This window comes from Gimesia sp., from assembly GCF_040219335.1.
Taxonomy (GTDB): Bacteria; Planctomycetota; Planctomycetia; order Planctomycetales; family Planctomycetaceae; genus Gimesia.
Map to the genome: position 1 here is coordinate 253,245 of NZ_JAVJSQ010000015.1, position 14,037 is coordinate 267,281.

Annotated in this window: 10 protein-coding genes; 6 read left to right on the plus strand and 4 right to left on the minus strand. The window is 53.6% G+C overall.

Annotated features, from left to right (window positions below; translation table 11 throughout):
* Window positions 1-57: 57 nt before the first annotated feature.
* A complete protein-coding gene (locus tag RID21_RS13775; RefSeq protein WP_350189734.1) occupies window positions 58-708 on the minus strand; it encodes an HNH endonuclease in 651 nt (216 codons plus the stop codon).
* 313 nt (window positions 709-1,021) lie between these two features.
* Window positions 1,022-2,647 (minus strand): phosphoglycerate dehydrogenase, encoded by a 1,626-nt coding sequence (gene serA, locus RID21_RS13780; protein ID WP_350189736.1) that lies wholly within the window; start codon window positions 2,645-2,647, stop codon window positions 1,022-1,024.
* A gap of 311 nt (window positions 2,648-2,958) precedes the next feature.
* Here serA and RID21_RS13785 point away from each other — a divergent pair, with 311 nt between their 5' ends.
* On the plus strand, window positions 2,959-4,353 hold the full coding sequence (locus tag RID21_RS13785) for a TAXI family TRAP transporter solute-binding subunit (RefSeq protein WP_350189738.1): 1,395 nt from the start codon (window positions 2,959-2,961) through the stop codon (window positions 4,351-4,353).
* A gap of 50 nt (window positions 4,354-4,403) precedes the next feature.
* Complete coding sequence (locus RID21_RS13790; RefSeq protein WP_350189740.1) at window positions 4,404-5,078, plus strand: hypothetical protein; 675 nt, start codon at window positions 4,404-4,406, stop codon at window positions 5,076-5,078.
* A gap of 12 nt (window positions 5,079-5,090) precedes the next feature.
* On the opposite strand, the gene trmB is transcribed toward RID21_RS13790, so the two are convergent.
* Window positions 5,091-5,720, minus strand: a complete 630-nt coding sequence (trmB, locus tag RID21_RS13795) for a tRNA (guanosine(46)-N7)-methyltransferase TrmB (RefSeq protein WP_350189742.1) — start codon at window positions 5,718-5,720, stop codon at window positions 5,091-5,093.
* Between the two features lie 126 nt (window positions 5,721-5,846).
* Here trmB and RID21_RS13800 point away from each other — a divergent pair, with 126 nt between their 5' ends.
* Both RID21_RS13800 and RID21_RS13805 read left to right on the plus strand, forming a co-directional pair.
* Window positions 5,847-6,407, plus strand: coding sequence for a CinA family protein (locus RID21_RS13800; RefSeq protein ID WP_350189744.1), 561 nt, complete (start codon window positions 5,847-5,849; stop codon window positions 6,405-6,407).
* 438 nt (window positions 6,408-6,845) lie between these two features.
* Window positions 6,846-9,215 carry a HEAT repeat domain-containing protein gene (locus RID21_RS13805; RefSeq protein WP_350189746.1) on the plus strand — a complete coding sequence of 790 codons (2,370 nt, stop codon included), beginning with the start codon at window positions 6,846-6,848 and terminating at the stop codon, window positions 9,213-9,215.
* Between the two features lie 87 nt (window positions 9,216-9,302).
* Here RID21_RS13805 and RID21_RS13810 read toward each other — a convergent pair whose 3' ends face one another.
* On the minus strand, window positions 9,303-9,689 hold the full coding sequence (locus RID21_RS13810; protein ID WP_350189748.1) for a hypothetical protein: 387 nt from the start codon (window positions 9,687-9,689) through the stop codon (window positions 9,303-9,305).
* A 269-nt stretch (window positions 9,690-9,958) separates the two neighbouring features.
* Here RID21_RS13810 and RID21_RS13815 point away from each other — a divergent pair, with 269 nt between their 5' ends.
* Together RID21_RS13815 and RID21_RS13820 are read left to right on the plus strand one after the other, a co-directional pair.
* The gene (locus tag RID21_RS13815) at window positions 9,959-11,632 is read left to right on the plus strand and encodes an NAD+ synthase (protein ID WP_350189750.1); all 1,674 of its coding nucleotides are present in this window, start codon (window positions 9,959-9,961) and stop codon (window positions 11,630-11,632) included.
* A gap of 50 nt (window positions 11,633-11,682) precedes the next feature.
* Window positions 11,683-14,025 (plus strand): exo-beta-N-acetylmuramidase NamZ domain-containing protein, encoded by a 2,343-nt coding sequence (locus RID21_RS13820; protein ID WP_350189752.1) that lies wholly within the window; start codon window positions 11,683-11,685, stop codon window positions 14,023-14,025.
* Window positions 14,026-14,037 lie beyond the last annotated feature (12 nt).

The window sequence follows — 14,037 nt, forward strand, 5'->3', positions numbered from 1 at the left end:
CTGAGTGCGGGAGAGGCTGGTAAAGCAGGGGCAGGCTAAGGGGCTGGAGCGGAATGATCAGTCACAGTTGATGAGTTCTTTGGTGCCGACAAAATTTTTCCAGCATTCATATTTCGCCTGTTTCACCTGCTGCAGGAGTACCGGATTCCGGCTGGGCTTGGCCGGTTTCTGCAGAAGTTTCATGCCGGCCTGGGTCGGGGTGCGGCCCCCTTTTTTGGTGTTACAGCGACGACAGGCACTGACAATGTTTTCCCAGCTCATGCCGCCGCCATGCGAGCGGGGGATGACATGGTCCAGGCTGAGTTGTTTGACGTTGAATTTCTTCTGGCAGTACTGACAGCGATAACTGTCGCGGATGAAAATGTTTCGTCGATTGAACTTGATGGTATTGTTGGGGATGCGGTCATAGCGGAGTAACCGGACGACGCGGGGGACCTGGATTTCGTAATTGACGGTGAGAATCCAGTCTTCGAGATCGCTGCGTTCGCTGAACTCCGAACGTAATTCGCTGATTTCGATCCAGGAGCTGAAGTCGTAGTTCATGAAGGTGCCATCTTCGACACTGATGACCTCAGCGATATCTTTGCTGAGCAGGCAGAAGGCCCGCTTGGCAGAGATCACGTGGACTGGCGAATAAGTCTTATTGAGCGCCAGTACGCTCGCCTGCATGGCACTCGAGAGCGCCTTCCCGGAAGTTGCTGAAATCATACGCCGCCCACCCTCCAGATCTCTGAGCAAGGTTATGGCAAACTTTAAGGTACTATAAGAACCGAAGCGACTTAAGTAGATTCAACTATTCGAATTGTCGGGAATGATAACCTAACAGATTCCGCAGTCAATTGGAATTTGTGGAATAAACTCAATTAGGCAGGTACGTACCTCTATCGCAGATATTTTATGCAGGAGGGACCCTGGGGTTCAAATACTTTCCCGGGACTGGGCGGATTTTTCGCTGAAATGGCTAAGCCGCTTCATCGGCTATAAAAAGAACTGATGAAGCGGCTATTAAGCCTGTATGAGCTTACTGCAACCAGGAAAGAGGAGCGGTGGCTGGTGGCATTTTGATGAGTTTTACGCAGGAAACATCTTTGTGGCTGGAGACTTCCGCAATGGCTTCGTCAGGAACATCACCGTCCACGTTCAGCACAGCGATCGCTTCACCTCCGGGCTGATTCTGGAGACGTCCCAGAGCCATGTGGGCGATGTTGACTTTGTGGTTACCGAGCACGGTGCCGATGTAACCGATCAGGCCGGGCACGTCATTGTGACGGTAGATCAGCAGGTTGCCATCGAGATAGCCATCGAGGTAGAACTCATCCAGTTTGGTGAGACGCAGGAAGTCCTGGCCGAAGATAGTACCGGCGGCGGAAAACTTGCCATCCTCAGTCTCAACGGTAGCAGAGATCAGGGTGGAAAGCGTGCCGACTTCGGTAGACTTGTCTTCGGAAATGTCGATGCCCCGATCTTTGGCGAAGACGGTGGCATTCACGATATTGATTTCGGCTTCGAATGAATTGGAGAGCAGACCGGCAGCAAAGCTGGATGTGATCAGCTTGGTCTGCTTCTCGGCAACTTCGCCCCGGTACTGGATCTGTACCTTTTTGAGACTGCCTGAGGTCTGTTGTGACAGGAACAGTCCCAGGCGATGTCCCAGTTCGATGTGCGGTTTGAGGTCCGCCATTTCCGCACCGGAGACCGGAATCATGTTGATGGCGTGCCGGATTTCGTTCTTCGTCAGGAAGTCGGTGATGATCTCGGCTGCTTCCAGGGCGACCATCTCCTGAGCTTCGTCAGTCGATGCACCCAGGTGAGGTGTGGCCAGCATGTTGGGAGCGTCGATCAGGCGACGGTTTTCCGGTGGCTCCTGGGTGAATACATCACAGGCAGCGCCGGCAACTTTGCCGGATTCCAGAGCGTCTGCCAGATCGTCTTCGTTGATGATTCCACCGCGGGCACAGTTGATGATTCTCACTCCGGGACGCATGGTGGCGATCCGCTCAGCGTTGATCAGGTCGCGGGTTTCGTCAGTCAGCGGAGTGTGCACGGTCAGGAAGTCACAGTGTTTGACGATCTCGTCGACTTCTTTGTAAAGCTCGATGCCGTACTCGGCAGCACGTTCGGCTGACATGAATGGATCATAGCCGATGACTTTCATTTCCAGTCCCTGGGCCCGCTGGGCGACAGAGAGACCAATTCGACCCAGACCAATGACGGCCAGAGTCTTGCCGGCGACCTGGGTTCCAGTCAGTTTTTTGCGCTCCCACTTGCCCTCTTTCATGGTGGCATAAGCGGGGCCGATGTTCCGGGCGAGGGCCATCATCAGGGCGATGGTCTGCTCTGCAGTACTGGTGGTGTTTCCGGCGGGGGTATTCATGACGATGATGCCCTCGCGAGTCGCAGCGACGCGGTCGATGTTATCGACACCCACGCCGGCCCGGACGATGGCTTTCAAGCGGGGCTGCCCCTGGAGAATCTCTTCGGTCAGCTTGGTGGCACTGCGAATGATGATACCATCAGCGGACTTGAGTGCTTCCCGTACTTCTTCCGGCGAGAGGCCGGAACGAACGTCAACTTCGATTTCCGGGTTGTCTTCGAGGATTTTGAGACCAGCTGGCGAAAGATTGTCCGTGATCAGGACTCGGTACATGGAATTCACTCACTTATTCAAAATAAGGGATACAGGGCAGGGGAGTTACAATAATCCCCTCATGATACAGAGGTATCGTCCCTTAGCATAGTTCGCCAAAAAATAGCGCCAAGGCAAATGACACTGCAAACTGGGGAATTCAGCAAACAGTTTCAGCACCCCGGGCGTCTGATCCGTTTCTCTGTAACTGAAGCTGCAATTTCCTGCTGAAAAGCAGATAACCGGCCTCAAAACGGGTATGATATTCTGTGCACATTTTACCGTTGGTTATCCGTATTACTATTTTTGAGAATACATCGAAGAAGTGACATATGAGACGTACTATCCTCAAGATCCTGGTTGTCGTTCTCCTGATCTCTCTGCCGGTAATTTTGCATCAGACCTACCGCTGGATGACCGCCTTACCCGATCGGATTACCATCGCCGCCGGTCACCCGGAAGGGCGTTATTACGGGGTCGCAGAACAGCTCAAAGCAAGGTTGCAGGAACAGTTACCGATTGAAGTCGAAATCCTGCAGACAGAGGGTTCGCTGGAGAATATGAAGTTGCTGAGATCAGGCAAAGCCGATCTGGGATTTTACCAGCCGGGGGCTGAGTATGTACTGATCGAACGCAAGCCCGGGCCCGCGGCTCCCAGGCAGGCTGGTCCAGTTGAGACGGACGAAATCTGTTTCATCGCCAATCTGTTTTCCCAGGCCGTGCATGTGATTGTACCCCTCGATTCTGAAGTCAGAAATGTGAATGATCTGAAAGGCAAACGGGTTGCGATCGGGCAGCCGGGCTCAGGCGATCTGGCTGCCAGCTTGCCTTTGCTGGAGCATCTCCAGCTGGACCTGGATGAAATCAAGCCTGCCTACCTGTCGTATCTGGAGATCGAAGAGGAGTTCGGTGAGAACAAGCTGGATGCCGCTATCGTGACGGTTGGTGTAGAAGCGCCGCTCTTACAGAAACTGCTGCAGACCGGTCAGTATCGTCTGCTCGAAATTCCGTATATCGGTGCCCTGACGCGGAGGGAAACTCAGTTCTATCCGTATGAGATCCCGGCAGGCATGTATTCCCGAAAACAAAGCGTCGTACCCGAGCGGAACCTGCCCACGGTCGCCTGTGGTGCTCTGCTGCTTACCAGGGAATCGGTTTCGGACGATCTGATTACGGAGGTAACAACACAGGTACTGCATCAGAATTTTTCCCGGCAGGTGCATCTGAATGAGCTGTCCGCCAAGGGGCAGACCTTCGCCCGCGAGAACCAGGGGTTTCCCATGCACGATGGGGCAGATCATGTCTACAACCCGGAGCTCAAGCCGTTTATGAATTCCGAATTCGTCGAGGCGACCGAAGGGATGCGTTCCTTCATCGTATCCATACTGATTGCCGGTTACTTGCTGTTCCACTGGTTTAGGAAACGCCGAGAAAAATCGAAAGAACATCGACTGGACAGCTACATCAGGCAACTGGTTGAGATCGAGAATCAGCAGATGAAATTCGATGGCAATAAGCTGCAGGATGGTCCGGCTCTCATCGCGTTGCTGGATGACGTAACCAGCCTGAGACAGCATACGCTAAAACAGTTTTCTGCTCACGAGTTGAATGAGGATCGGGCGACAGATGTCTTTCTGGAAATGTGTCACGCATTGAGTGACAAAATTAACGCGAAACTTTTAGGCTGGAAAATTGACCGGCTGGGTGAGAAGATAAAGGACGATTGAACTCTTTCTCTAATGCCGTTTATTCAAGGCTACCCGCCCGGAAGCAGACTATGCTGGCTAATGCCAACCTGATTAATGTGTTACTCATGCTGGCGGTCATGTTCGTCGGCTACCTGTTTATATTGATCCCGATTCTGATCTATTATGCGATTCAGCACATGCGGTCTCCCCAGCTGATCCTGATGCCCGAGGAGGAAGTCTACGATTACTATACCGGTAAATGCGGTTCGGAATCGGAGTGGGCCCGCTCCCGCCAGTTTCAGGAAGCCGGCGTTTATCGCTGGCAGCAGAATTTTATTCTGGTATGGGAACACGTCGAGAGTGCCACCTATTTTCAGGTGACCCTCTCTCCTTACGGGCGGTTCCACAATTTCACGACTCTGTTTGCGGAAGATTATTCACTGCTGACTGCCAATGACCGGGAGTCTCTGATTTTTCCCGCGCCGCCCCGCCGTTTCGTGCAGTCGTTCGGCATTGAACAGATCGAGCCCCTGTATGAGAAGCATGCGTCAGCGGTGGAAGATCTGATCCGGATCAAGCATCTGGAACTGTGTCAGGAGTTTCCGGAGTTTGAAGAATCCTATCTGGCGAGCATGCAGCGCCAGCACGAGCACGTGCGGTCGGTAATGTTTTATCCGGTGCGCGGAATCTGGTGGTATCACATCGATCGGCGGTCCCGGTTTAACCGCCCGATCGATCTACAGCAGGCGGTGCTGGACAACTGAAGTCGTTGTGAATTACTTGCTGAGTTCCCAGAGTCCGCGGTGAATAATCCAGCCTTCCTTGCGTTTTTTTCGTTCAAAGCTGGTCTGGAAATCCATGTCATGTTCCGGGAGTTTTTCCTCGGGGGCTTCCCGTTTGATGAACTGGGGGGCGTGATCCATCAGGTTAACCACCCGCTCGTAGTATTCTTCCACGTCCGTCCAGAAGTGCAGCTCACCGCCATTCTTTAAAGCTTTGGTGACCCGTTCCACAAACACGTCGGTAAAAATCCGGCGTTTGTGATGACGCTTCTTCCACCAGGGATCGGGAAAGTAGACATGTACTTCAGAAACAGAAGAGTCGTGAATGAACTTGTCGAAAGCAACCCTCGCATCTCCCCCCAGCACACGTGCATTGGGACGCTCGGCCTTCAGTAACCGCGTTGCAGCGCGACGTCCCTCGCGGTAGTCGATCTCCATCCCCAGAAAGTTTTTCTCCGGGTGCTCACCGCTGGAATTGAACAGAAACAGACCGCGGCCGGCACCTACGTCCAGAACCACCGGATTGTCATTGCCAAAAAAGGCAGCCCAGTCGAAGGGACCTTCCAGGTCTTCGAGAGTCTGAAAATAGGGTTTGAGGTCTTTGGTCGGTTTCGAACGCGTCATCATGGATTCGTTGTGTTATCGCAGGTGAAGTAAAGGAAATTATTTCTGGTTAGCACACTGTAGAATAGATGGGATGTTGTGTAAATTATCAGCAGAGCCGCAAACGCTGTTTTTGGAGAGATCTGCATGTTTCCCGAGTTTTTGATCCAGTCTGCTGAGGAAGTCAAATCGGCTCTGTCCCGTAACGACCGGAGACTCGTTCTCGCAGAGAGTTGCACCGGCGGACTCGTGGCGACGCTGATGACCAGCCTGCCGGGGATTTCTGATTATTTCTGTGGCTCAGCCGTGGTCTATCGCTGGGACACCAAAATGAAGTGGCTGGGAGTACAGGCGGAGACGTTGAACCAGTTTACCGATGTCAGTCGCGAGACGGCCCGGGAAATGGCTTTGGGTGTCCTGCAGGAAACTCCCGAAGCGACTCTTTCCGCAGCGATCACGGGGCATTTGGGGCCTGGTGCCCCCGAGTCTCAGGATGGGCTCGTCTGTATTGGTATCGCCCGACTGACTTCCAGCGATCTTGCGGTGACGCCGGAACTGGTGTCTGTCGAGGCGCTGCAAAGTGATGCGCTGATCTCAAGTGGACCGGTACAGAATCATCCCGCAGACGGGCTCACGCTGCGCCAGCGTCGCCAGCTGGCAGCCGCCGATCAGATGCTGAAACTGATCGCCAAAGCACTGGAAAGCTGAGGGATATGCCTGGCAGGGTACCGGTCGGCAGATTCGGAATAACCGTCAAGGTTTAACTCTTCGGAAATGTTGTCCTGGTTTGGACACGCGTTACAGCCGGCGCTTCCGGCACGATCTTCATGACAGGTGCGATATTCTGTACTTCCCTTTACACCGGCGCAACGTGAATAACCGAACTATTCATAAAGCCGTGAGTTGTCGTTGCAGGTGGCTTACCTGTTACATTCGCTACGAGCGAGAACCGGACAGGAATCCCTGCACCAGCGACAGCTTGAACTGACTCTCAAAATATCTCAGTCATTCGTGCTCACGAGACGGCTAACCTGAACTAATCGCTCTCGACTCTATTTATTCGAGGATTTCAAAATGAAGCGCTGCAGTATTTGGGCCGCAGTTCTTTCAGCGTCTGTTGCTGTTCCATTTGCCGGTTGTACTCATATGCCCACAGCCATGCTCCCAGCCTCCGCGAAGGCCAAGGTACTGGACAGCAAGATGGAGGTCGCTCAGAATCTGGAAAACAAAAAAGAATTAAAAAAGGCGAAGGAAACCTACGAAGACATCTTCGAAGCGGATCCCAAACGGGCCTTGGCGTGTCACCGCCTGGCGATCGTAAGTTATCGCGTGGGTGAGCGGGAAGAAGCTCTGGAGTACTTCAAAAAGGCGGAAGCACTGACACCGGAGAATCCGGAACTGTTGAGTGACTACGGCTATGCTTTGTACAAGATGAAAAAGCTGAACGAAGCCGAAAAGGTTCTGCAGAGATCCGTCAAGCTGGAGCCAGACAACGAACGCGCCGTGACGCGTCTGGCCACGGTTCTGGGAACCCAGGGGAAAATGCACGAGAGCTATACGCAGCTGTGTAAAATCAGCACCCCCGCCGAAGCCCACGAGATCGTCGCTCATCTGCACGCTCAGCGTGGTGAAAAACGTGAAGCCCTGGAACGCTATCAGCGATCGCTGGCAATGAGCCGGATGGCAGCTGGTGAAAGTGGCGGCTTGAAACGGGGTTCTGCTGAATTCAAACAGAATGAAAAACTGCTGAAACGCGTGCAGATGAATATCGCACAGTTATCCGCAGATCCTGCATTGAAATCGGCCAAACCGGATGTGCAGATGGCACAGCATTCGCGATCTGATGCTGCCAAATCCAAGCTGGAAACAGCGAGTGCAGAACAGAGCTCGTTCCGTAAATTTGAAGTCGCTCAAAAAACAACACTGAAACAGAAACCGGCACCCAAACCCGAACCCACCAGAGAAGACTTCGAGCCCAAAACCGAAGTGGCAGCGACCAATGATTCTCCTTTCCAGGTGATTCGTGATCGCATCGGTAAAAAATCTTCAAAGCAGGATGTCGAGAATCCGTTCCTGGCCGACCCGAGTCTGAGCGAGCCTGCATTTGAGCAGGAACCAATGGAAGTTGCCGAGGTCAAATCGGAAAAGACACCGATGAAATCTCAGGTAGACGACTCAGCACAAAAACGGGAACAGGCAGGTTCCAGACTGAACGAGATTCTGGCCCAGGCTGAAAATCGTTCCCAGCCGGAAGAAGAAGTCACCTTCAGGAGACTGACTGACGAAGCGGTCGCCCAGATGGAATCCGCGAGTCAAGCAGAACGGCAACCGGTTCGGAATGCCGAAGTCCGGGAAACACAGGTCGCTCAAGTGACTGAAAAACCGGCTGCAACTCAGCCCACGCACAAACGTTCTGCTTACGAACTGATGCGGGACCTGCAGACTGAGTTAATCGCTGATTTCACACCGGCTGATGAGCAACGGGTACAGGTTACACCAGATTTCCGACAGGTCGCACAAAGCGAAATGCCACGGGAAACAGAGAATACGTTCGAGCGTCAGCAGCGTGAAGCTGTCAGCAACTCGCCCTTTGAAGATGCTGAAGTGGCCCAGATCGGAACCTGGAATCCCGTCGATCCGAAATCAAAATCGGAACAGGGAAAAATCAGTACGGTTTCCCGGCAGTTCGAAGTTGAGCCGGTACAGCCCAGCCAGAAGCCGATTGTGCAGAACGTGAGTCTCAGCCAGCCTAAGCGGGAAGTCGTACCTCCCAATTCGGCAGCCGCTCTCTGTCCCAATGCCAGCGGTGAAGTCCTGTACCTGGTCAAACAGCTGGATTCCAGCGATGTGCCCGAACTGAAGCAGGCAGTCCAGCGACTGGGGGCAATGGAAGCTGAAGCAATCGCTTCGGTTCCCGCTCTGCGTTCTCTGTCACTGCATGAGAATATGGGCGTGCGGATTCAAAGTGCGTTCTCATTATGGAGAATCGAAGGGAATACGGATGATTCCGTGCCGACTTTGATTGAAGCCATGAATTCCCAGGTGGAAAGTGATCGTTCTTTCGCGGCAGCTGTGCTGTCACAGATTGGTCATCAGTCACAGGAACTGACACCGATTCTGGTTCGCTCACTCTCGGACAGCAATCCTTACGTTCGCCTGCATACGGCTGAACTGCTGGCTCGGAATCCGGACTGGAAATATCAGGCTCATAAGACACTGTCAGACTGCCTGATGTCCAAAGATGTCAACATTCGTTGGCTGGCCTGCTACAGCCTGGCTGATCTGCAACCGGAAGATGACCGTGTCGTAGCGGCCCTCTCGCTGGCTCTGCAGGATAAAGCAAGTCAGGTGCGTGCGGGAGCCGCTTATGCACTGGGAGAGATTGGGCCCTTCGCTCACAAATCAATTCCAGAACTGCAGAAAGCACGGTTTGATACGAACTCAGACGTTCGAACCGCAGCCCGTAATGCCTTGACCCGGGTAAGCCATCGGATCAATGCTCCTTCAGCCAACTGATTGAGTATGTGCTAAAAAGCTCCGAACGGTTTCAGATTCGCGAAAGCAATCTGGAACCGTTTTTTTATGCCCGTCTGAAACCAGAGTTCAGCGATTCTGGAATGCGGTCAGTTGAGGCATCTCAGCCTGACGGTCAGCGTTATGCAGGGGAGTTGCACTGGCCACACGCTGAGGCGGGGGGCATTGCGGGTTGCTGGTCAGATGGCGTTCCAGCCGGCCCTCGAGTGCCTCTTCTTTCTGTTCCAGGATCTGCTGCCGACGTTTCCGCTCGCGGGAATCGGCCAGCGCACCCAGTCCAAAGTATGAGATGACGCCGAAGACGCCCATCATCAGGAACGAACTGTTAGCAGGCACGGATGAAATATTTCCCGTGGCCATACCCAGAATAAAGATACTGATAATCAGGATCGAGGTATGGCTCAACAATGGTCGCCCATTTGCCTGTGATGAAGCTCTTTTTCTAGAATGTGTCATAAGAGATCTCTGTCCCGGGATACTTTGTAAAGGGGAATCAATCTATAATGAGCCTCAACAAATGGCCCTGTTCCCTTGAGAGATGTAGTTCTACTCATCTAAACTTAGGTCGCGTGTCCGCGGTGGTCAAAAAAAAGTCCTGGATTTAGCCTGAAATCAGGAAATTCCTTTGTCTGCTGGCTGAATTACAGCAAGTTTGGATTCCCCTGGCGTTCAGGTCCGTAGGATCCGAATATCTGATGCATCTGTTGCAGGAGTGAAGAGCGTCCGTGAAAATTGCCTTGGCCCAGCTGAACCCGACGGTAGGTGACCTGCGCGGAAACTGTCAGCGAATCTTGGAAGCAGTGCAACGAGCTGAACAGGCCGGCGCTGAACTGGTCCTGTTTTCGGAACTGGTTGTCTGCGGATATCCCCCCAAAGACATCCTGTTGAGAGAAGGTTTCATCGCAGCATGTGACCGGGCAGTAGAAAAACTGGCACAGGATATCCCCGCCAATATCGGCGTGATTGTAGGACATCCGACCGGACGAGATCTTCCCGGCAGACGCATGGCAAACGCGGCCAGCCTGCTCTGTCAGGGAGCTGTCGTGGAATGCGTGCACAAGCTGCTGTTGCCTAATTACGATGTCTTTGATGAACAGCGCTATTTCCGCCATGCCGAGCTGGAGCAGATCCGCCCCGTCACTTTTCGTGGGCTCAAACTGGGCCTGCATATCTGCGAAGACGCCTGGTGGGGGCAACCCGATACCTTTTATCATGATCAGCCGGTGCAACTCCCCGATCCGGTTCGAATCCTCGCCGAAGCCGGTTCCGATCTGCTGATCAACATCTCTGCCAGTCCCTTTGAAATCGACAAACGAAAACGACGGCAGCAGATCATTCAGTCGCATGTGGATCGTTACTCAATCCCTTACCTGTTCGTCAACCAGGTGGGGGGCAACGATGATCTGGTGTTTGACGGACATAGCTTCGTCCTCGATCAGAACAGTCAGCTTCAATTACAGATGGCCGGTTTCAAAGAAGATCTGCAGCTGTTTGATACTGAGGCGGTCGTTGAATCGCCTCTCGAAATTTCACCCCTGTCCCGCGAAGAGCAGTTGTTCGATGCCCTGGTGCTGGGCCTGCGGGATTATATGCAGAAGTGTGGATTCACCGATTGCGTTCTTGGCCTTTCGGGGGGCATCGACAGCGCCCTGGCCGCAGCGGTCGCAGCCGAGGCCATCGGCCCGCAGCACGTGCATGGTCTGCTGCTCCCCAGTCGATACAGCAGCGATCACAGTGTGGCGGATTCACTGGCACTGGCGGAGAATCTGGGCATCAATTATGAAACCGTGCCCATTGATTCAGTGCATCAGGCTTTTGAGAATCTGCCTGTTATCGGCGATGATTTACGCGAAGCACCTGCAGGGCTGGCAGATCAGAACCTGCAGGCGCGTATCCGCGGCGCCAATGTGATGGTTCGTAGCAATCAACATGGCTGGATGGCTTTAGCGACCGGTAACAAGAGCGAACTGGCCATGGGATACTGCACGCTGTATGGCGACATGGCCGGAGGTTTCGCCGTACTCTGTGATGTGCTGAAATGTGATGTCTACCTGGTTTCGCGTTATGTTAACCAGCGCGCCGGCCGTATTGTGATTCCGGAGAACATTCTGGATAAGGCACCCAGTGCAGAGCTGGCACCGAATCAGGTCGATCAGGACTCACTGCCACCTTATGATGTTCTGGACGGGATTCTGAAAGGTTTGATCGAAGACGAACGTTCCGTGCGGAGCATGTCGGAGCAGTATCCACGTGAGACCGTTCAATGGGTTGCCAATCGCCTGGATCGGAATGAATTTAAACGTCGACAGATGCCACCCGGCATTAAACTGTCAGCCCGGGCATTCGGATCAGGTCGTCGTATGCCGATGGCGGCCCGCTTTCACTGGGACGAAGAGTAAGTACTGAAGCATCAATGGAATTCAATTCGCTGGTTAGTAGAGAGTTTTCTATGAAGTATTTCATCCTGTTTATCACCTGCCTCCTGTTTCTGTCAGCAAGTCTTCCCGAGGTTCGCTCGGCTGAACCAACCCGACTGCCGCATGCTCAGGCAGCAGCGGGGATGAACCCACAGAGGTTGTCTGAGATTGACTTTGTCGTCGAGCGTGGTCTGGCGCGAGATTCGATGCCCGGCGCCGTGGTGCTCGTGGGATATAAGGGCAAAATTGTTTTCCTCAAAGCCTACGGCTATCGTCAGGTGAAACCCGAAAAACGGGCCATGACGACAGATACCGTCTTTGACCTGGCCTCCCTGACAAAACCGATCGCGACCGCGACCAGCGTGATGAAGTTAATCGAGCAGGGGAAGTTGAAGCTCAGTGATCCAGTATCGAAATATATTCCGGAGTTTGCCGCCAACGGCAAGCAGGATATTACCATCTATCAGCTGCTGACCCATCAGGGAGGCCTGATCCCGGATAACTCCATCAAAGATTATCTGGATGGTCCTGAAACCGCGATGCAGAAGATTTATGCTCTCAAACTCTACTATGAACCGGGAACACGGTTTGCCTACACCGATGTCGGCTTCATCCTCCTGGGAGATATTGTGAAACGAATCAGCGGAGAATCGGTGCATGAGTTTTCTCAGAAAAACGTTTTCCAGCCGCTGGGGATGCAGGAAACCGGGTACCTGCCGGCAGACGAACTGAAACAGCGGGCCGCGACAACGCAGGAACGGGACGGACACTGGATGCAGGGGGAAGTTCATGATCCGCGTGCATATCGACTCGGAGGCGTCGCCGGGCATGCGGGACTATTTTCGACTGCCGAAGATCTGGCGGTCTACGCCCAGATGATGTTGAATCAGGGAAGCCAGAATGGTACCCGTGTTCTGAAACCGGAAACGATCGATCTCATGACGCGGGGCTATCCTGTCGTCGATGACATCCGGGGTCTGGGTTGGGACAGCCTGTCGCGTTATTCCTCGAACAGGGGCGACCTGTTTTCCCCACGCGCGTTCGGGCATGGCGGATTCACGGGAACTGCGATCTGGATGGATCCCGTTCAGGACCTGTTCGTGATTTTTCTCAGCAACCGAGTACACCCCGACGGGAAAGGCTCTGTCAATTCTCTGGCGGGACGGATTGGTACGATTGCCGCTGCTGCGATTACCGGACAACCGGCAGCGACTGCGGAAGTCAAAGTTGCCTCAAAAGCCAGCCTGGATGTGCTGACCGGAATTGATGTCCTGAAGCGGGAACAGTTCAAGTCATTAAATGGAAAACGCATTGGCCTGATCACGAATCATACCGGGCTCACCCGCGAGGGGGAGAGTACGGTGCAGGTTCTCAATGACGCACCACAGGTGCAGTTGAAAACCCTCTTCAGTCCCGAGCATGGCTTTGCCGGTAAACTGGACGTGTCGAAAATCGGCGATTCCACTGACGCAAAGACGGGGCTGAAAATCTTCAGCCTGTACGGCAAAACGCGAACGCCTACGCCGGAAAGTCTGCAGGATCTGGATGCGCTGGTGTTCGACATCCAGGATATCGGAGCGCGGTTTTATACATATATCTCTACGATGGGGAATGCGATGCGGGCTGCAAAACAGCAGGGCATCAAATTTATTGTGCTGGATCGGCCGAACCCGATCAATGGCGTCGATTACGCAGGACCCGTGCTGGACGAAGGAGCTCAATCGTTTGTCGGTTACCACCGCATACCCGTGCGTCATGGCATGACTGCGGGCGAACTGGCCCGGATGTTCAATACGGAAATGCAGATCGGCGTCGACCTGCAGGTCATCAAGTTGCAAAACTGGAAGCGGGACATGTATTACGACGAGACCGGGCTGACCTGGGTCAACCCGTCGCCCAATATGCGGAGTCTGAATCAGGCCGTCCTGTATCCCGGGATCGGTTTACTGGAGACGACAAATCTGTCGGTTGGACGTGGAACGGATACGCCCTTCGAATGGATCGGGGCTCCCTGGCTGAAAGGCATGCAGCTGGCTGAAGCGTTGAACCGGTCGGGATTGCCGGGTGTACGATTTGTGCCGGTTGAGTTCACTCCGGAATCGAGTAAATTTTCCGGGGAACTGTGTGGCGGTGTGAATTTTATTGTCACCGACCGGGAGCAGTTTCAACCCGTGCAGACCGGCTTGGAGATTGCCATCCAGTTAAGGAAACACTTTCCACAGGAGTGGGAGACACGGAATTTCAATCGATTGCTGGGAAATCAGCGTGTCTTTGATGCTGTGCTGCAGGGAGAGTCTCTGATGCAGATCCGCTCTGGCTACCAGCAGGATCTGGCAGAGTTCGGCGTACGGCGGGCCAGGTATCTCATGTATTAAAGTCGGACCAAG

What these genes read in the sequence shown, in the direction of transcription:
- RID21_RS13775 (WP_350189734.1), bottom strand. Translation starts at nt 708, where the DNA reads ATGATTTCAGCAACTTCCGGGAAGGCGCTCTCGAGTGCCATGCAGGCG.
- serA (WP_350189736.1), bottom strand. Translation starts at nt 2,647, where the DNA reads ATGTACCGAGTCCTGATCACGGACAATCTTTCGCCAGCTGGTCTCAAA.
- RID21_RS13785 (WP_350189738.1), top strand. Translation starts at nt 2,959, where the DNA reads ATGAGACGTACTATCCTCAAGATCCTGGTTGTCGTTCTCCTGATCTCT.
- RID21_RS13790 (WP_350189740.1), top strand. Translation starts at nt 4,404, where the DNA reads ATGCTGGCTAATGCCAACCTGATTAATGTGTTACTCATGCTGGCGGTC.
- trmB (WP_350189742.1), bottom strand. Translation starts at nt 5,720, where the DNA reads ATGACGCGTTCGAAACCGACCAAAGACCTCAAACCCTATTTTCAGACT.
- RID21_RS13800 (WP_350189744.1), top strand. Translation starts at nt 5,847, where the DNA reads ATGTTTCCCGAGTTTTTGATCCAGTCTGCTGAGGAAGTCAAATCGGCT.
- RID21_RS13805 (WP_350189746.1), top strand. Translation starts at nt 6,846, where the DNA reads ATGCCCACAGCCATGCTCCCAGCCTCCGCGAAGGCCAAGGTACTGGAC.
- RID21_RS13810 (WP_350189748.1), bottom strand. Translation starts at nt 9,689, where the DNA reads ATGACACATTCTAGAAAAAGAGCTTCATCACAGGCAAATGGGCGACCA.
- RID21_RS13820 (WP_350189752.1), top strand. Translation starts at nt 11,683, where the DNA reads ATGAAGTATTTCATCCTGTTTATCACCTGCCTCCTGTTTCTGTCAGCA.